Source organism: Terriglobus sp. (assembly GCF_965201105.1).
Classification (GTDB): Bacteria; Acidobacteriota; Terriglobia; order Terriglobales; family Acidobacteriaceae; genus Terriglobus.
In genome coordinates this window covers 3,865,465-3,882,185 of sequence record NZ_OZ241741.1, presented here as the reverse complement: position 1 = coordinate 3,882,185, position 16,721 = coordinate 3,865,465, and the positions used below count along the sequence as shown (strand labels likewise).

At 63.5% G+C, this 16,721-nt stretch carries 16 protein-coding genes; 10 read left to right on the top strand and 6 right to left on the bottom strand.

Features of this window, described 5'->3' with window-relative positions:
• Nucleotides 1-43 precede the first annotated feature (43 nt).
• The 4 genes from ACOFKT_RS17055 to ACOFKT_RS17040 form a co-directional block, all read right to left on the bottom strand.
• A complete protein-coding gene (locus ACOFKT_RS17055; RefSeq protein ID WP_419805187.1) occupies nt 44-205 on the bottom strand; it encodes a hypothetical protein in 162 nt (53 codons plus the stop codon).
• A 214-nt stretch (nt 206-419) separates the two neighbouring features.
• Nucleotides 420-1,421, bottom strand: a complete 1,002-nt coding sequence (locus ACOFKT_RS17050; protein WP_419805186.1) for an SDR family oxidoreductase — start codon at nt 1,419-1,421, stop codon at nt 420-422.
• A gap of 172 nt (nt 1,422-1,593) precedes the next feature.
• Nucleotides 1,594-2,280: a hypothetical protein gene (locus ACOFKT_RS17045; RefSeq protein WP_419805185.1), complete on the bottom strand. Its 687-nt coding sequence runs from the start codon at nt 2,278-2,280 to the stop codon at nt 1,594-1,596.
• A 55-nt stretch (nt 2,281-2,335) separates the two neighbouring features.
• Complete coding sequence (locus ACOFKT_RS17040) at nt 2,336-2,869, bottom strand: hypothetical protein (RefSeq protein ID WP_419805184.1); 534 nt, start codon at nt 2,867-2,869, stop codon at nt 2,336-2,338.
• 170 nt (nt 2,870-3,039) lie between these two features.
• Here ACOFKT_RS17040 and ACOFKT_RS17035 point away from each other — a divergent pair, with 170 nt between their 5' ends.
• The 4 genes from ACOFKT_RS17035 to ACOFKT_RS17020 are packed head-to-tail and all read left to right on the top strand — an operon-like array spanning nt 3,040 to nt 7,345.
• Nucleotides 3,040-4,245, top strand: coding sequence for an SPFH domain-containing protein (locus ACOFKT_RS17035; RefSeq protein WP_419805183.1), 1,206 nt, complete (start codon nt 3,040-3,042; stop codon nt 4,243-4,245).
• Nucleotides 4,246-4,268: 23 nt separating this feature from the next.
• Entirely contained in the window at nt 4,269-5,258 is a 990-nt protein-coding gene (locus tag ACOFKT_RS17030; RefSeq protein WP_419805182.1) for an FxLYD domain-containing protein, read from the top strand.
• On the top strand, nt 5,258-6,265 hold the full coding sequence (locus tag ACOFKT_RS17025) for an FxLYD domain-containing protein (RefSeq protein WP_419805181.1): 1,008 nt from the start codon (nt 5,258-5,260) through the stop codon (nt 6,263-6,265). The genes ACOFKT_RS17030 and ACOFKT_RS17025 overlap by 1 nt, the downstream gene beginning before the upstream one ends.
• 27 nt (nt 6,266-6,292) lie before the next feature.
• Nucleotides 6,293-7,345, top strand: coding sequence for a hypothetical protein (locus ACOFKT_RS17020; RefSeq protein ID WP_419805180.1), 1,053 nt, complete (start codon nt 6,293-6,295; stop codon nt 7,343-7,345).
• A 116-nt stretch (nt 7,346-7,461) separates the two neighbouring features.
• Here ACOFKT_RS17020 and ACOFKT_RS17015 read toward each other — a convergent pair whose 3' ends face one another.
• Nucleotides 7,462-10,962, bottom strand: a complete 3,501-nt coding sequence (locus ACOFKT_RS17015; protein ID WP_419805179.1) for a carboxypeptidase regulatory-like domain-containing protein — start codon at nt 10,960-10,962, stop codon at nt 7,462-7,464.
• Between the two features lie 228 nt (nt 10,963-11,190).
• On the opposite strand from ACOFKT_RS17015, the gene ACOFKT_RS17010 reads away from it, so the two are divergent.
• From ACOFKT_RS17010 to ACOFKT_RS17000, 3 genes are read left to right on the top strand one after another with little or no spacing between them, the layout of a single operon-like run.
• Nucleotides 11,191-11,697: a 23S rRNA (pseudouridine(1915)-N(3))-methyltransferase RlmH gene (locus ACOFKT_RS17010; protein ID WP_419805178.1), complete on the top strand. Its 507-nt coding sequence runs from the start codon at nt 11,191-11,193 to the stop codon at nt 11,695-11,697.
• 40 nt (nt 11,698-11,737) lie between these two features.
• Nucleotides 11,738-12,292: a cob(I)yrinic acid a,c-diamide adenosyltransferase gene (gene cobO, locus ACOFKT_RS17005; RefSeq protein ID WP_419805177.1), complete on the top strand. Its 555-nt coding sequence runs from the start codon at nt 11,738-11,740 to the stop codon at nt 12,290-12,292.
• 28 nt (nt 12,293-12,320) lie between these two features.
• Complete coding sequence (locus ACOFKT_RS17000; RefSeq protein WP_419805176.1) at nt 12,321-13,370, top strand: M20/M25/M40 family metallo-hydrolase; 1,050 nt, start codon at nt 12,321-12,323, stop codon at nt 13,368-13,370.
• Between the two features lie 39 nt (nt 13,371-13,409).
• Here ACOFKT_RS17000 and alr read toward each other — a convergent pair whose 3' ends face one another.
• The gene (gene alr, locus ACOFKT_RS16995) at nt 13,410-14,669 is read right to left on the bottom strand and encodes an alanine racemase (protein WP_419805175.1); all 1,260 of its coding nucleotides are present in this window, start codon (nt 14,667-14,669) and stop codon (nt 13,410-13,412) included.
• A gap of 154 nt (nt 14,670-14,823) precedes the next feature.
• On the opposite strand from alr, the gene ACOFKT_RS16990 reads away from it, so the two are divergent.
• Genes ACOFKT_RS16990 through ACOFKT_RS16980 form a run of 3 tightly spaced genes read left to right on the top strand, consistent with a single transcriptional unit; the run spans nt 14,824 to nt 16,719 of the window.
• Nucleotides 14,824-15,006: a hypothetical protein gene (locus ACOFKT_RS16990; RefSeq protein WP_419805174.1), complete on the top strand. Its 183-nt coding sequence runs from the start codon at nt 14,824-14,826 to the stop codon at nt 15,004-15,006.
• A complete protein-coding gene (locus tag ACOFKT_RS16985; RefSeq protein WP_419805173.1) occupies nt 15,003-15,704 on the top strand; it encodes a TetR family transcriptional regulator in 702 nt (233 codons plus the stop codon). Before ACOFKT_RS16990 ends, ACOFKT_RS16985 begins: the two co-directional genes overlap by 4 nt.
• A complete protein-coding gene (locus tag ACOFKT_RS16980) occupies nt 15,694-16,719 on the top strand; it encodes an epimerase (RefSeq protein ID WP_419805172.1) in 1,026 nt (341 codons plus the stop codon). Before ACOFKT_RS16985 ends, ACOFKT_RS16980 begins: the two co-directional genes overlap by 11 nt.
• The last annotated feature ends 2 nt before the right edge of the window (nt 16,720-16,721 follow it).

Genomic DNA, 16,721 nt, shown 5'->3' with positions numbered 1-16,721 from the left:
CGGCGCGCCGGTGCGTGTCTCGCCCGATTCAATCTCGCCTGGTTCAGTGCAGTGAAACCAGCAGAATCAGGCCGAGCGCAAGCACCACGACCGGAATCCAGAACTGAACGTCTGTCAGAACCGCCCGGCCCAGGGCCGGTTTCTTTGTCTGTTTGGCAAGCATGAACGCCCCATGAAAGTACGGCAGCACGCTTCGGAACGTCAAGGCGTTCGCCCGATGGCGCACGCGCGTCCTCGCAGAAGACCTTCGAATAACTGCCGTGCAACAAAAGCGGGTGCACCATCTTCTGTGCACCCGCTTATAAACTCCATCAGCACAGGAACTTACAGGCAAGCCTTTGCTCATGAGGAACTTACACCGGTTCGCAGGGCTAAGTCGCATTCCAGGAAGAACTTACCAAAACGCAAGGGGAGGGGGGTTACGGCTGCCCCTTGCCGCCGCCCGCGCCGTAGATGTTGCCCGTCGTGTACGAAGCGTCTTCCGCGGCAAGCTGCACATAAATACTGGCAAGCTCTGCAGGCTGACCGGCGCGTTTCAGCGGGTAGTCGCCGCCGAAGTTGCGCCAGTGCTCCTCGGTCGCACCGCCGGAAATCTGCAGCGGCGTGTAAATGGGTCCCGGCGCCACGCCGTTCACGCGAATACCCTTGGGCCCAAGCTGCTTGGCGAGCGACTTCACAAAATTCATGGTCGCCGCCTTGGTCTGCGCATAGTCATACAGGTTTGCGGATGGATCGTAGGCCTGCTCGCTGGTGGTCGCAATGATGCACGCGCCCGGCTTCATGTGCGGCAGCGCGGCCTTGATGATCCAGAACGGAGCGTAGATGTTGGTCTTGATCGTCCAGTCGAAGAGCTCGGTCGTCATGTCCGCGATCGACTCGACCTGGTGCTGCCGCGCGGCATTCGACACGACGATGTCAAGCCCGCCCAACTGCTGCTCCGCCTGCGCCACCAGCTTTTTGCAGAAGTTCTCATCGCGCAGGTCGCCGGGAATCAGCGCGGCCTTGCGTCCTGCCTGCCGGATCAGTTGCGCTACCTGCTGCGCGTCGGGTTCCTCGGCGGGCAGGTAGTTGATCGCCACATCCGCGCCCTCGCGCGCATAGGCGATGGCGGCCGCGCGGCCCATGCCGGAGTCGCCGCCGGTGATCAGCGCCTTGCGATCGAGCAGTCGTCCCGAACCCTTGTAGCTGGTTTCGCCGTGGTCGGGTGGCGGCGTCATCTTGCTGGCCAGGCCGGGCCACGGCTGAAACGGGCTGGTGTAGGGCGGCTTGGGGTACTTGGTCGTGGGATCGGCAACGGGCTGCGCGGTCGAGTTCGCGGCCGTTGCCTGCGCCGCAACGGCCGCGCCTGGCAATGTGGCGGCGGCCAGGCCGGCGCCCAGGCTGCCGACCATCTTGCGGCGCGAAAGGGTGTAGTCACTCATGAAAAGCTCCTGCTGAAACTGTTTGGGGGAAGAAAGAATTGAAGCTGGCGGACACTTCGAGCAGGCACGCAGCAGCTTACCTGCTTCGTTGGTTGCGACGCCTTGTGGACTGGGTTGCGCGGTGGCCGGATTGGGCGCGACTCGCCGTGTAAATGCAACGGTACGTAATCGTTCAGCCCTTCCGCTGAACGACGCGTCGCAGCGCGGCACCCAGCACAAGCACCGCCAGCACGATCAGGACGATGACCGGCGGTTGCGAGAACAAGGAGCCGGAGCCCGCATGCGAGCTCCCATCCGCCGTATCAGGTACCGCTTTCGGCCGGACGGGGTCCGGCGGCAGGCCGATGGTGGGCAAAATAGTCGCGCCAGCGGCCTGCAGCGCCAGCCGTTGCAACCGGTAGGCAAACGTGGGGTGGGCGCGTGCGCCGGGCTCGGTACGGAGCACCTCAACCTTGGCCAGGTACTCACCATGCACTGCCTCGGACCGCGCATACTCCGCGGTATTGGTATTGTCGGAGCGAACGTGATCATCCGGGCCGGAAGTCTTGACCAGAGCCGGTTCCTTATCGAACGTGAGGGGCGACTCCTGCCGCAGGGAATCAACCGCGTCCTTGTGTGTGTCAAAGTGCTGGATCGTCAGCCGGACCTCGCCTCCCATAAAGGAAAGTGGCGTTTTCACGTCCCAGTCGCAGCGATTCATGTCCGTGCGGACGTTCTCTTCCACTGTGCTTTGGTTCAGAGTCACCAGGGCCGCGACATCGTCCACTGGCACCTGTTTGCAGGCGTCGGGATTCACCTGCGCGAACGCGGGTGCCACAAGCGAGCAGAACGCAAGAACCGGCACGGAAAAGGATCGCAAAGGAAGCTCCGGGAAGGTTGGATCGTGCGGCACCGGGGTCGTACCAGACCTCACGCTAGAACGTACATTGCTTGAACGTCATGTCCGAAGTAACGTGCGAACCCAGCACATTGCAGTCGAGAACCAGATGGCCTTTCAGCGGCTTTTCGGAATCGCCAAAGCCCCTTCCCTGTTCTTCGCGATCCAGCGTAAGGGTCTTGCAGGTTGAGCTGTCGAGCATAAATCCGTCCGTCGTCTGGGTGAAAGAGGCAGGGCTGCCCGGCTGCTTCACCTCGGCAAACACCTTCAGGCTGCCGATGGTGCCACTGCCGCTCTTCGCAAACGCCAATTCCTCCGGGGCGTTCTGGTTGCCGGGGCGGCCGGGCTTGAACCCAGGCGGCAGGTCAAAGCGGAAGGTGACGATCTTGTCCGGCTCACCCGTGATGACGCCGCGCGAGCAGGAAATCGGCTTGCGCGACCATGCCCTGAGCGCGCCCCCGTCGCTGCTTACGTCACCCTTTGCCGAGAAAAACTGCGGCCCGCAGCCGGATAGGACGGTTGTCGCGAGCAGAGCCGCTCCACAAGCGAGGCTGCGAAAATTGGGTAGCATCGGCGCTCCTTGCCACATCATCGAACGTGCTCCCCGATGGATGCACAACAGCCGCGTGGGGCAGGATGCGGCAGACGCAACCGCTGCTTCCGGCTCGCGCATCCCACCGCCTACGTTTGTGAGCGGTTCTTGCGCGACCGCGAACGCTACTATCGTGTAAAGAGGAAAAGATGCCGCTGTGGTCCGGGTTGAAGCACGAAGTGGTGGACATCATCGAGTTCGCCGCTCCCGCGGCCGACTGTCTGGTGTTCCGGTTTCCACGCTTTCACGACCAGATCAAGTACGGCGCGAAGCTGATCGTGCGCGAAGGTCAGGCCGCGGTCTTTGTGAACGAAGGCAAGCTGGCCGACGTGTTCGCGCCCGGCACGTATACGCTGGAAACGCGCAATCTACCCGTGCTGTCGACTCTGCAGAGCTGGAAGTACGGCTTCGATAGCCCGTTTAAGGCGGAGATTTACTTCCTAAGCACACGGCCCGTGCTGAACCTGGAGTGGGGCACGCAACAGCCGGTCACCATGGAAGCGCCCGGCTTTGGCCTGGTGCAGGTGCGCGCCTTTGGCCAGACCAGCTATCGCATCGCGGACGCGCAGGTTTTCTTCCGCCAGGTCGTCGGCGCGACGAACGTGCTGATGGACAACGATCTGCGCGACTACCTGCGCGGCATCATCGTGGGCCGGTTCAGCCAGGCATTGACGGAAGCCAAACCGACGCTGGAGCAGCTGCAGGCGCACCTGAGCGAGTTGGGCGACACCCTGGTCGGCACGCTGAACGAACGTCTGGCACCCTTCGGCTTTGAGCTGCTGCAATTTGTGGTCGAAAGCCTCTCGCTGCCGCCGGACCAGCGGCAGGAGCTGTTCCGCTACAGCCGGCTGAACAACGTCGACATGTCGAAGCTGACGCAGTTCGAGGTGGCAAACTCCATCGGAACGCTGGCCCGAAACACCGGTGTCCCAGGGGCCGGCGGCGGCATTGGCGCGATTGGCGGACAAGCCATGCAGCTGGGCGCGGGCCTGATCGCGGCGCAGCAGGTGGCGCGCATGATGGACGGTGCGATGGGTTCGCTGGGACAGACACCCGCATCGGTCGTGCCCGGTTCCGCATCGCCCAGCAGCAGCGAGCCACTGGTGACCGCGCCCGCGATGGCGACCACGCCTCCATCCACCGCCGCGGCCCGCCCGCCCGCCCTGTATCACGTGGCACTCGACGGCAAGGCGCAGGGGCCGTTCTCAGCCGACCAGATCGCCGCCATGACCGCGACGGGAAGCGTCACCGCGGCCACGCTGGTCTGGCACCCGGGTATGACAGCATGGGCCGCGGCGGGTACGGAGCCCGGCCTGCTGCACCTATTCCCGCAACAGCCGCCGCCGCTGCCATAAATCGCTGCCACTGACCGCTGCCCATGGGAACCGCTTCCAACCTTTCCGAACTGACCGTAACGTGCCGACAGTGCGGCAGCGCCAGCATGGAGCGGCTTGGCGCGCGCGAGTACCGCTGCAATCACTGCGGCGCGATCACGGTGGTGAGCCAGGACCCGGTGGTGGGTCAAGGTTCGACTCTGGCCTCACAAGGTCAGCCTGTCTCTCCTGCAAACGGCAGCGGCGATTCAATCGTCGGCATCTACCCAGGGCCGCCGGTGGAACCCAGCACCAATCCTGGACGGGGCACCACGGTGATTCTGTGGATTGCCGCTGCCATCCTCACGATCGGGCTCGTTGAGAAGACGATTGCCTCCTGCAACCCTGTCTCGTCGCCGTCCCCCGCATCCACGACGGACCACCGGAAGCCCGCACCCCCACCAGTGCCGGCAAGTCAGTTGGCGCTGTCGCCCGCGGCGTGGATGACCGACCCGACCAGCAGCGTGAGCAGCGGCAAATACGTGAGCATGCTGTACAACCACAGCCCGTGGCCGATCCAGGTGCCTCGCTACACGATGACGCTCTACACAGACGGCATCCGGGGCGCCAGTGCGTCGTCGGAAGCGCCGCTGCCGCGCCTGCTGCCGGGCGAGTACGAGCCGGTCAGCTTCGCCTTTGAAACGCCAAACGGAAGCACCCGCACCGAGGTCGCACCGCCCAGCTCGGCGGACCGCGCCGACGGCGCTTCCGTATCGTTGCCGCTTACGCAGACGCAACTGGTGCGGGAGGACGGCAGGCCGGAATACCGTCTGGTCGGCCTGGTGCAGAACAACAGCAAAGCCCCCGTGAAGGCAGTACAGGTGCTGGTCATGCTCTTCGGCACCAACCGCACGCTGATCGGCTATGGCACCGGCTATGCGCGCGCGATGCGCCCCGGCGAGCAGGTCGCCTTCGACATACACATCCCCACGGCGAACGTCCAGCCCGTGTTGCGCTACGAATACCTGGTGGACGCCGCCGCGGAGGACGAGTGATGGCTGCCACATACAAGTGCGCCTACTGCGGATCGATGCAAACGTGGAGCGGTACCGGCCCGCGCGTCTGCCAGTCATGCGGCGCCACCCAGCCGGAAACATCCGGCAGCAAGTCGCCTGGTTCGACCACCACCGAGGCTGGGTCGGCCCCGCGAAGAGGCGCCCGGCTGATCGGCTCGATGGTGGTTCTGCTGCTGGTGCTCTTTGGGGCACTGCTCTTTATCCTGCGCAGGTCCCACCATGCCAGCAGCCAGGACCTGCCCTCTGTCCAGCTGCGGAGCCGCATCCTTGCGGTGAATAATCCGCCGGTACGAACACTGCCCGCCGGCTCGGATCTGTCTGCCATCGACATCCTGCACACTGCTTCAGCCAACGCGGCCAATCTGTTCGATACAAGTCTGCTCACCGTCACCAAGCCCCGTCCCATGAACGACACCGACGGGAACCTCTGGTTTGTGGGCGAGGTCACCAATCGCAGCCCCGACCGCATCGCCATCGCTCCCGCCGTGCAACTGCTGATCCAACGGGGTGGGCACACCCTGGAAACGCGCGACCTGAGCTTGAGCGATCTGCCGCCGCGCGGCCACGTTCCCGTGTCCTTCGAATGGGGCGGCGAGGCAGCCGAGGTACAACAAATTGTGTATCGTTGGAAACCGGTGCTCAGCTATCCCAAAACGCGCGCGAACCCGACACAGCTAGTCATCAGTGTCGAGAACCGTACAAGAACGCCCGGTTCTGTCACGGTCAATTTCTCGTACACGTACCATTTCGTCACCGAAAAGGTGCAGGGTACTGTGACCAACCACGGCGATGCGATCGCCCGCAATGTCGAGGTATATCTAACCCTGTACGACGCAAAGAACCACGTGACCGGGTTCAAGGCACGAAGCCTGAAACCGATCGCACCCGGCGAGCAGGTGCGGTATGAGATCGAGGCCGAACAATGGGGCGACCCCGTGAAGGCCGTGGACGTGGAAGCGTTAACCACAAGCGACTCTAAGCTGTAGCAACCGACCGGACGTGAGGAGCATGGCATGGACAAATCCGTCAGTTTCGCAAAAGGCGTGAGGATCGGCGAGGCGTGGCTTCGCGAATCAGTCCGAAGCAGGCGCAAAGCGGAGCACAACGCAGCCATCTCCGGGCAGCCCGCCGGGCAGCCCGCAGGGCCGGAATCCGGGCAGGACGTTTCGGACTCCGGGCAGTCCGCCGTGTTGCAATCTGAGCCGTCCGCCGTGTTGCTTTCCGAGCAGCCGGCCGCATCACGTCTGGAGCAGCCCGCCGCCCCGCAGTCCGGGCAGCCTGCCGCGATCCCTCCACAGCAAGCCGCTTCTGTACCGGAGCAGACCACCGCGCCGCTTTCCGAGCAGCCGGCCGCCTCGCGTCTGGAGCAGCCCGCCGCGAAGGCTTGGGAAACCGAGCTTGTGACGAGATCGCGTGAGCATTCAGGCGGCGAAGTGGAGCCCAGGGCTGCGGTCCACGCCGGTGAACTTCAAGCTGCGCCCTCACTCGAATCGACTCCGCTTATGTCCGCCAGTCCGGTGCCTCTCATGGCCGCCAGTGCGGTGCCGCCCCCACCCCCAGTCCCCTCCGCTACGGCGTGGAGCGGCGCAGGCGCTCCACCGCTTTCGCCGATGCGCGGCATAACCGTAGGAAAGCTGGACGCCCCGGCCAGCGGGCAGGCGACCGACGCTGTGGAACAGACCCTGAGCGGCCAAAAGATGGCGGCAGCTCTGTTCGTTCTGGCTCTGACACCGCCCATCGCGGCCAGCCTGCTGCTGGGCCTGTCGCACCGGGCGCAGTGGATTCCCTTTGCCCCGGTATGGGCGTGGATGGCCGCCCTGCTCGCACTCGCCCTCACCGTTCGCTCCGCATTTACAGTCGCAAGCCGTTCCACATCCGCAAGCCGCACGGCTGGCACGTGGCTGACACCTGTCCTCCTCGGCGTCCTGCTCCTGGCACCCTCCGCCATCGTGCTCTACCTACGCCTGACGCTGACCCCCACACCACTGCGGCTAGCCATCGCCCAAATGACCCTGTACGCATTGTCACTCACCGTATTGCTTGTCGCGTCGCGATCAAAGTCTTAGTGGAGCTTGTCCCTTCGATCATGGCACGCAGGGGAGAGCCTTCTCTCCAGCTACTCTCAAAAAAAGCAGAGCAGCAACATAGTTGCCGCCCTGCTCCGTTGGCCAAGCTTTCTGCGTTAAAAGTTGATGCTGCCCTTGAGCTGGATGAGACGTGGCGAGGAGTTCGCGCCAACCGAGCCGAAGATGTTGGTCGGCGAACTTACGGTGCTTGAGATAGCACCGTAGGCGCTGGTTCCGCTGCCAGTCAAAGTATGGCCTGGGTTCTGGAAGTTTGTGTGATTGAACAGGTTGAAGAATTGGGCACCAAGCTTTAGCTTGACCCATTCCAGCTTGTAGATCGGGATCACCTTGTTGGCTCCAAAATCGACGTTGGTGTACGACGGTCCGGTTAAGGTGTTGCGTCCCTGTTGGTAGAAGCTGGTTGGGGCTGCGAAGGCGCTCGTGCTTGTGAAGTTGCAGCGGTTTGCCACGCTACCATCTGGCAGCAGGACGTGGGACGATCCGCCACAGTGGTGATCGAAGTTATTACTCACCTGCCGCGCCAGTAAGTTAACCGTACCGTTGGCGAAGCTTGTGGTACCCGCGCCTACGCCTGTGCCAGAACCGACGCTGGTCGAGCTTTGCAGAATCGAGTATGGCAAGCCGCTCTGATGGAAAATAGCACCACTAAACTCGAATCCACCGGTGATGGCGCGAAGACGATGATACGAAGGGACCTGCCAAACGAAGCTTGCGCTCGTGTTGTGGCGAACGTCATAATCAGCACGCCCGTACTGGGTGTGGAGACTGCTCGGGTTTGACACGGAAGCAGCATCGCCGGCATCAGGAGCAAATGGTTCGATACCGCCGTTTGAGATCTCGTCAAGAGCCTTGCTGAACTGATAATTGACTTGCAGCGTCAGGTTAGCCGATCGCCGCGTTGCCGTCGCCACAACACCGTTGAAGTTGCTGCTTGCACCGGAGTAGTAGTTCGTGATGCCAGCCAAGGGCGTTACTGGGCGAGCCGTGGGGATCCCCGGGAAAAAGTTTGCACCGAACGGCTTCTTACCCGTGGAGGTGCTCGTCGACGTTGATCCGGTGCTGCTCAGATTGCGTGTTCCGTCCGCTACGGGTTCGTGGAAACCGTGGTTGCCAACGTAGGTCACACCGATGGAGCTCTTACGGTCGAGCTGCCGCTCGATCGCCAAGTTGAACTCCTCGTATGTGGGGTATTTAACTTTACCAGCGACGGTGGAGAAGGCTGGCGCGCTGTAAGACCCACCCGCCGCCGCAACGGCAGCTGCCGTGCTTGCATACGTGCCGCCACCCGCGAACTGGTTTTGAAAGGCCGTGTACGAGGCACGGGCAACTGCACCACCGCTGCCTGCAGTGCCCGGGTCCAGGTTCAGATCGTTGGGCCCACCGCCATCAGGACCATACACCGTAGCGCGAAAAACGTTTGGGGCATTGGTCAGCAATCGTTCCGCGATTAGGCCCGGGAATGTGTCCGTAAAGAGGCCGAATCCGCCACGAATGACCGTCTTGCTGCCAACGGAGGGCTGATACGCAAAGCTGAGACGCGGCATAAAGGCCACAACCTGATAGTCCTTGAAGGTCTGGTGGCGCCCTGCCGAGATGAGCTGGTTGTACGGGATGGTCGTGCTCGCAGCGCCCGTCGGAAGCGAGGTTGCATCGCTGTTCAGCACCGCAAAGCAGTTCGCGAGGCAGGTGGGATTGGAATTGCTCTCTATGCGCAGACCGGCTGTGATGGTGAAGTTCGGGATGAGCTTATACGCATCCTCCACATAGGCACCCTGATTGAATACGGCGATCGGTTCTTCCTGGCGCAGCGGAAAGTATTGGGAGTGTACAAAGCTCTCCAGGCCTGCACCGAACGCCTCCACGGAGCCTTCGTCCAGCGTGGCGACCGCACGGCTTTGCGGCAGGTCGGTCACGTTGTCCCGGCGGAAGTTGTATCCCCAGCGTAGGGTGTTGCGACCGCGATTCCAGCTCAGATCGTCGACGATCTGGTAACCGGCTACACGCCGGCCCTGCGGGAAGGCGTAATTTTCCCCACCGTAGTCGGTGTTCTGGAGATCACCATCGATAAACGCAAAGGTGAACGGGGCGACAGGAAGATAGTTGTTCGTGTTCTGAAAGGGTGCACTGTAATAATTGCCGGCAATCACTAGCTGATTGATCACGTTTGGCGAGAACGTATGCGTTTCGTTGATCTGACCTTCCCACGCAGGCTGAGGGCTAAGCGCGGAAAAACGGGGGTCGATCAGGTCGACGTATGTGGGCTGTGTTCCGTGGTCCTGCTTGTAGTGAACGTATATCGAGTCTTTACCGCTGATCCGGTAATCCACGCGGGCAGTCAACAGCCACTCGGAAAGGAATGCCGCAGACTTTGCATAGTACGACACCGCGCTCACATCATTGGGATCGGCGACAACGCCCGAGCTAGGACGAAATGGGCTTTTGTTGTAGACGCCGTATATGGCCGAAAGAAGAGGAACCTGGCTGGCGGGTGCCTGAGAGAACGGGCCAACTTGTGTGGAGTTGGGATTGTTCGCTGCGTCTGCGGCGGCTGCGGCGTTCAGCGTTGCGCAGTTGGTTCCGGTCAGCGAGCACTGCTGAAATGCGGGGCTGGGCGCGTAGACCTGGCCGGAAGTGGGTGTCGTAACTCGGAGACCTTCCGTATTGACATACCAGAAAAGCCGGTCATGAATAACAGGACCGCCGATGGATGCTGCCCATTGATTGGCATTTACGAACTGAGCCTGGTTCTTTTCGCCGTTGAACACCTGACTCTGCTTGTTGAAGTAGTCGTTTGCGTTTAGGGCGCGACCGCTCCAATAATACTGAGCGCGCCCGTGAACGCGGTTGCCGCCGCTTGTCGTGATCTCATTGACCTGCGCCCCGCCCAAGCCGCCGAACTGCGAACTGTATGCCGGAGAGACCACGGTTACGGTCTCGACTTCGTTGTTGCCGAGAGTCAAATTCGAGGCGCCTGTGTTGTTTAGGTTCAGAAACGGGTCGTTCTCGTAACCACCATCAAGGGTAAACAGGTTTGACAGGCCCGAGATGCCGAAGCTCGAAAAGTTGCCGTAGCCGCCCGCCGCAGTGCCGGTGTTCATAATAGAACCCGGCGCGGTTTGTGCGACGAACGTGAGGTCATTGCCCGGGTTCGGCAGCGCCTGTACCTGCTCTGCGGTGAAGGTCGTATTGATATCTGCGTTTTCGGTGTTGAGCGTGAGCGGCTCTGCCGTCACCTCGACGGTGGCGTTGCTCTGACCGACCGAAAGCTTCAGGTCATCCGTGGTGACGGAACCCGCAGACACTGCTACCTGATTGGCCGTGGTCGCAAATCCAGTTGCTGTCACGCTTACTTTGTAGGTTCCGGGAGGAAGCAGCGCGACACGGTAGCCGCCAGTACCGGAAGTCGTGACGGTCTTCGCCGCACCGGTGAGCGCGTTCGTTACGGTGACTTGCGCGCCCGGAACAGCGGCACCCGTTGGGTCTGTAAGCACGCCATTGATATCGCCGGCAGTAACCGACTGTGCAGATGCGAGCGGAACCAGCGCGGCGGAGACCGAAACCGCTGCCAGTGCAAGTCCTAGGAGATTCTTTTTCAAAATCGGTGTCCTCGAGGTGATGCGAATGAGCGATGGCAACACAGGGCGCAGGCGGCTGCCTCCGCACTCAGAAAGGGATTGCAAGGGACATTGCACGTGGGTTGCCAAAGCTTGCTGCGCCGATAGGTGCCGCTTTTTCAACAACCTGTTTCGCAGGCTTCTGTGGTGGAAGACAAATGTCTCCCGATTTTCATAGAAACTTCAAAAATTCATAATGGTTTTGCGCAAGTGAATCCCTCTGAAATGTGGCGTTCGGCAGTCTATGCTGGCCGGGTGCATGTGTCGATCTTTTCCGTGCGGGCGGGCCGCGGGCACTCGACGGAGCTGGACAGACTGACCGGAAGCTACCTGCGCCGCCTCGGCGGTGCGTGGCGGGCCGACGCCCGGGTGTTCCGGACCGAGTCCGCTCTGCTGGAACAATGGGCGCTGGACCGCCGGATCGGTGCGGCGGCGCTGTGGCTGCTGGATGGGCGCGGCAAGGCAATATCCTCCGAAAGCCTGGCAAAGGCGATGGGAGAGTTGCGCGAGGGTGGAACGCGCAGGCTGGTCGCGGCCGTGGGTCCGGCGGACGGCTGGTCCGCCGCCGCGCTCGGGGTGGTGCGGGGCAGCGACCGCCTGCTGTCGCTTGGACCCCTGACGCTGCCGCATGAGCTGGCGAGACTGGTGCTGGCTGAGCAGATCTACCGGGCAACGACGATCCTGGGCGGGCATCCGTACCACCTGGGGCACGAGTAGCTGCTGTACTGTTTGATCTCTGCCCGGCAATGGAGGAAATGTGAGCGAAACCGAAGCGGGCGGAAGCCGGCGGCAGGGGCTGATGCTGGTACACACCGGGCCGGGCAAGGGCAAAACCACCGCCGCGCTGGGCATTGCGATGCGAGCGGTGGGCAGCGGCATGCGCGTGCTGGTCTTGCAGTTCCTGAAGGGATCCTGGGATTACGGCGAGCTGCACGTGGCAGAAGGGTTTGGCGGCCGGTTCGAAATACGGCAGCTCGGCCGCGGCTTCGTGAAGGTGGGCGGCGCCGAAACCGACCCGGAGGACCTGCGCCTGGTCGCCGAAGGGTGGGCCGAGGCGCAGCGCGAGATCGACTCGGGTGCGTGGGACGTGATTGTGCTGGACGAAATTCTGTACGCGATCAGCTACGGCATGCTCGACGCGGAGGGGGTCGCCGCCGCCCTGCGCGATCGGCCGCCGCTGCTGCACGTGGTCCTGACCGGCCGCAATGCGCACCCCACGCTGTTGGAGCTGGCCGACACCGTGACCGAAATGCGCGAGGTGAAGCATGCGTACACGCGCGGCATCCTGGCGCAGCGCGGGATTGAGTTCTAGCCGGCGATCCGGACGATACGCTAGGCGTATGCATTTTGCCTGCCGCCTGTGTGCCGCCGCCGTTTGTTCCGTGATGCTCTGTGCCGCCGGAGCGAGCGCCGCCCCCGCGCCGAAGCGCACGAGCGTGAAGCAGCCGCCGGCAGAGCTGGCCCATTCCGTACACGCCGACATGGATTTTCTGGCCGCCGACGAGATGCACGGGCGCGGCTCGCTGACCCGTGACGAGCACCTGGCGGCACTGTACTGCGCGAGCGTCTTTGAGTCGCTCGGGCTCAAGCCAGCGGGCGACGATGACAGCTTTCTGCAGCAGGTTCCGGTGACGCTGAGCGACCGGGCGAAGCAGCGCATCACACGCTACGAGGACGTGCCGCGCACCAGCACCTGGAACGCTGTGGCGATGCTGCCGGGCAGCGATCCCGCGCTGAAGGGCGAGGTGGTCCTGTTAACGGCGCATCTGGACCACCTGGGCGTGGCGGCCCAGCCGGTGAACGGCGACGCGATCTACAACGGCGCGGACGATGACGCCAGCGGCACCACTGCGGTGCTGAACCTGGCGCGTGCACTTGCCGCAGGCCGCGCGCCGCGCCGGACCATCGTCTTTGCGCTCTTTGGTTCCGAGGAGTTGGGCGGCTATGGCGCACGCGGCTTTCTGGAACATCCGCCGGTGCCGCTGACCAGCATCGTTGCCAACCTGGAGTTTGAGATGATCGGCCGGCCTGACCCGGCAGTGCCTGCGGGAACGCTGTGGCTGACCGGGTACGAGCGCAGCAACCTGGGCCCGACGCTTGCGGCACACGGTGCCCACCTCCTCGGCGATCCGCATCCGGATCAGCACTTCTTCGAGCGCAGCGACAACATCCAGCTCGCGCGGCAGGGCACCATCGCGCAGACGGTCAGCAGCTTCGGCCTGCACAAGGATTACCACCAGGTTTCCGATGAGCTGAAGACCATCGACTTCGCGCACATGATCACGGCGATCCAAAGCATGGAAGCGCCGGTGCGGTGGCTGGCGAACACGGCGTGGAGGCCCGAATGGAAGCCCGGCGGCAAGCCGGAGCCGGTGACGCCTCGGCAGTAACGATTGAGCAGTCGCGTCGGCAGGTCAGGCGCGGCAGGCTTACACGATCAGTCGCGGAACGCGGTCGCTGATGCCGCAGAGAATTTCGTACACGTTCGTGCCGGCGAGGCGGGCATGTTCCGCGGCGGAGATGCTGAGCGCGCCGTCGCGGCCGAGCAGCGTCACAGCGTCGCCGACTGCGGCCTCGGGTACGGCGCTCACGTCGACCACGGAAAGGTCCATCGACACGCGGCCCACGATGGGCGCGCGCCGCCCGTGAATGAGCACGGTGGAACCCTCCACTGCATTCGTCGACGAGAGCGCGCGGCGGAAGCCGTCCGCGTAGCCCACGGGCAGCAGCGCCACGCGCATGGGCCGCGCGGCGACGTAGGTCGCGTTGTAGCCAACCGTCTCCCCGCGAGCGAGCGTGCGCAGGCTCACGATGCGCGTCTTCCAGACAAGCGCGGGTTCCATGCCGGGCAGGTGTGACGCCGGCTCCGCCGCGCCCCTTTCGGGAAAACCGTGCAGGGGCAGAGTGTAGCCGTACAGCGCCAGGCCGGCACGCGTCATCAACTGCGGTGCCGACCCGCTCGTGCTCCCCAAAGATGCTTGCAAGCCCGGCAGCCACGCCGCCGTCGCGGCGCTGTCCACGCCAGAGGTGTTGCCGGCGTGCAGCAGATCGGGCCGGAAGCCCGCGGCGTGGGTCTGCTCGACCGCCACTTCGAAGCGCTGCTGTTGCTCGCGATTCTGCGGATCGTCTACCACCTCAGCCGACGCGAAGTGCGTCAGCAGAGCCTCAAGCCGAAGGTGCGGCGACGCACGCAGTGCCGAGAGCAAGGCCGCCAGAGCAGCGCCGGGCGCGACGCCCTGGCGCGCCATGCCGGTGTCGATCTCCACGTGCACCGCGAAGACGCCGTGCGGCCAATGCCGATGCATCGCCTCCTGCTCCAGCAGCGCGAGCTGGTACGGCTCCCACACAACCGGCGTAAGCGCGTGGTCGAAGCAGAACGCGGCCTCATGCTGCCACACACCACACATGATCAGGATTCGCGCGGCATCCTTGACACCGGCTGCGCGAAGGGCCGCGCGCACCGTCACGCCCTCTTCTGCGGCGGTCACGCCGAACCACCGCGCACCGGCGCGGGCCAGCACGGGCGCGCACTCCGCGGCACCATGCCCATACGCGTTGGCCTTGACCACGGCGAGCACGTCCACATCCGGCCCGGCCGCGGCGCAAAGGCGGCGGTAATTCGCACACAGGGCGGCGGAGGAAACCTCGGCCCAAACCGGGCGCGTGTGCTGGACCGCAACAGGACGCATTACCTTCCATGCTACCGGCTTCACAATTTATGAACGCGTTCAAATTTATAGCAACCCGAACCGGCCCGCGTCCGTCTAATATTTTGAACGTGTTCAAGACGCTGCGAAACGAACCCGCAGTGAGCAACCGGCAGGGTGAAACAGGAGCAGAGCCATGTGCGTTCCAGTCTGTTACTTCAGCTATCTCGTGATCAGCATCGCGGTGACCGTGTGGGTGGCGCGCACCCTGCATCGCAGTGGCCGCGTCTTCCTGGTGGACGCCTTCCATGGCGATGATGCGCTCGCCGACAGCGTGAACAGCCTGCAGCAGTCGACTGTGGAGCCGGTGCGGTCATGACCCGCGCGACGCGTGCCGCAGTAGAACAAGTTGTGCCGGCCCCGGCGCGCAAGTCCGATGAGACGCGCCGGCGCATCCTTAACGCCGCGCTCGAGATCTTTCGCGAACGCGGCCTGGAAGCCGCGACCATGCGCGAGGTGGCTACCGCGGCAGGTGTTGCGGTCGGCGCAGCGTACTACTACTTCCCCGCCAAGGACGCGATCGTGCTCGCCTTCTATGAGGAAGCGCAGCACGTGATGCGGCCCGCGCTGGAAGCGGTCCTGGCACGCAAGGCATCGCTGGAAGCCACGCTGCGCGGCATCATCCAAACCAAGCTCAACACCTTTGCGGACAACCGGCAGCTCATGAGCGCGCTGGCCTCGCACGTGGACCCAAAGAAGCCGCTGTCGCCCTTCAGCGCAGAGACGGCGCACATCCGCGAATCGGATCTCCACTTCTTTCAGCAGGCTGTTATGCAGACAAAGCTGAAGCTGCCGAAAAACATTGCGCCGTACGTGCCACGGCTGTTGTGGCTGTACCAGATGGGCGTGCTTCTGTTTTGGGTGTACGACGAATCGCCGGAGCAGCATCGCACGGCGGTGCTGCTGGACCGCACGCTAAAGATGTTAACCGTGGGGCTGCGGCTGGCGGCGTTGCCGCTGTTGCGGCCGCTGCACCGGCTGGCCGGCGATCTGCTGGAGGTGGTCTATGGCGACTAGCGCAACGGTGCTGGAACCATCGCAGCCGGCCGCAAAGCCACGCCGCATCGTTCTGCCTGGTGGCAGTGGCAACATCGGCGATCTGCTGGCGAAGCACTTTCACGCGCAGGGCGACGCAGTCATCGTGCTGAGCCGTCATCCGCGCCCAGCACCCTGGACCGTGTTGCCGTGGGACGCGCAGACCGAAGGCGCCTGGGTCGACACGCTGGAAGGCGCCGACGCCGTCATTGGCCTTAGCGGGCGTTCCGTCAACACGCGTTCTACCCCGAAACACCGGCAGGAGATCTACGATTCGCGCATCGGTCCCACGAAGCTGTTGAGCCGGGTCATCCGCGGTCTGCGAAACCCGCCCGCGGTGTGGCTCAACGCGAGCACCGCAACCATCTACAAGCACGCGCTCGACGAGCCGCAGGAAGAGTCGGACCACGAGATCGGCGGCCATGAGCCGGACGCTCCAAAGTCCTGGGAGTTCAGCGTAAAGGTCGGCCTGGATTGGGAAGAGGCGCTCTTTGCGCATCCCCTGCCGCACACGCGGACCGTCGCGATGCGCACATCGCTGGTCATGAGCGCACAGCCGGGCAGCGTCTTCGCCGTGCTGTCAAAGCTGGTGCGGTACGGCCTGGGTGGCACACAGGGCAAGGGCAACCAGCATGTGAGCTGGATGCACGAGGCCGACTATGTGCGTGCCGTGGAGTGGATGCTGCGCGATGCCCGCTGGAACGACGCCGTCAACCTGTCTGCACCGGATGCCCCGGTCAATCGCGATTTCATGCGCACGCTGCGAGAGGCATGGGGCGTGCGCTTCGGTCCGCCCGCACCCGAATGGGCCATCAAGCTCGGCACATACCTGATGCGCACCGAATCGGAGTTGGTGCTGAAAAGCCGCTGGGTCTACCCGGGCCGCCTGGAGCACGAGGGCTTTCCGTTCCAATTTCCCGACTGGCAGAGCGCGGCCCACGATCTGGTCCGCCAAATGCGCCAGGGAGACGCACAGCATGGGAAGGTGGGGAGGTAAGG

What these genes read in the sequence shown, in the direction of transcription:
- ACOFKT_RS17030 (WP_419805182.1), top strand. Translation starts at nt 4,269, where the DNA reads ATGGGAACCGCTTCCAACCTTTCCGAACTGACCGTAACGTGCCGACAG.
- ACOFKT_RS17000 (WP_419805176.1), top strand. Translation starts at nt 12,321, where the DNA reads ATGCATTTTGCCTGCCGCCTGTGTGCCGCCGCCGTTTGTTCCGTGATG.
- ACOFKT_RS17020 (WP_419805180.1), top strand. Translation starts at nt 6,293, where the DNA reads ATGGACAAATCCGTCAGTTTCGCAAAAGGCGTGAGGATCGGCGAGGCG.
- ACOFKT_RS17035 (WP_419805183.1), top strand. Translation starts at nt 3,040, where the DNA reads ATGCCGCTGTGGTCCGGGTTGAAGCACGAAGTGGTGGACATCATCGAG.
- ACOFKT_RS16990 (WP_419805174.1), top strand. Translation starts at nt 14,824, where the DNA reads ATGTGCGTTCCAGTCTGTTACTTCAGCTATCTCGTGATCAGCATCGCG.
- ACOFKT_RS16985 (WP_419805173.1), top strand. Translation starts at nt 15,003, where the DNA reads ATGACCCGCGCGACGCGTGCCGCAGTAGAACAAGTTGTGCCGGCCCCG.
- ACOFKT_RS16980 (WP_419805172.1), top strand. Translation starts at nt 15,694, where the DNA reads ATGGCGACTAGCGCAACGGTGCTGGAACCATCGCAGCCGGCCGCAAAG.
- ACOFKT_RS17025 (WP_419805181.1), top strand. Translation starts at nt 5,258, where the DNA reads ATGGCTGCCACATACAAGTGCGCCTACTGCGGATCGATGCAAACGTGG.
- ACOFKT_RS17040 (WP_419805184.1), bottom strand. Translation starts at nt 2,869, where the DNA reads ATGCTACCCAATTTTCGCAGCCTCGCTTGTGGAGCGGCTCTGCTCGCG.
- ACOFKT_RS17050 (WP_419805186.1), bottom strand. Translation starts at nt 1,421, where the DNA reads ATGAGTGACTACACCCTTTCGCGCCGCAAGATGGTCGGCAGCCTGGGC.
- alr (WP_419805175.1), bottom strand. Translation starts at nt 14,669, where the DNA reads ATGCGTCCTGTTGCGGTCCAGCACACGCGCCCGGTTTGGGCCGAGGTT.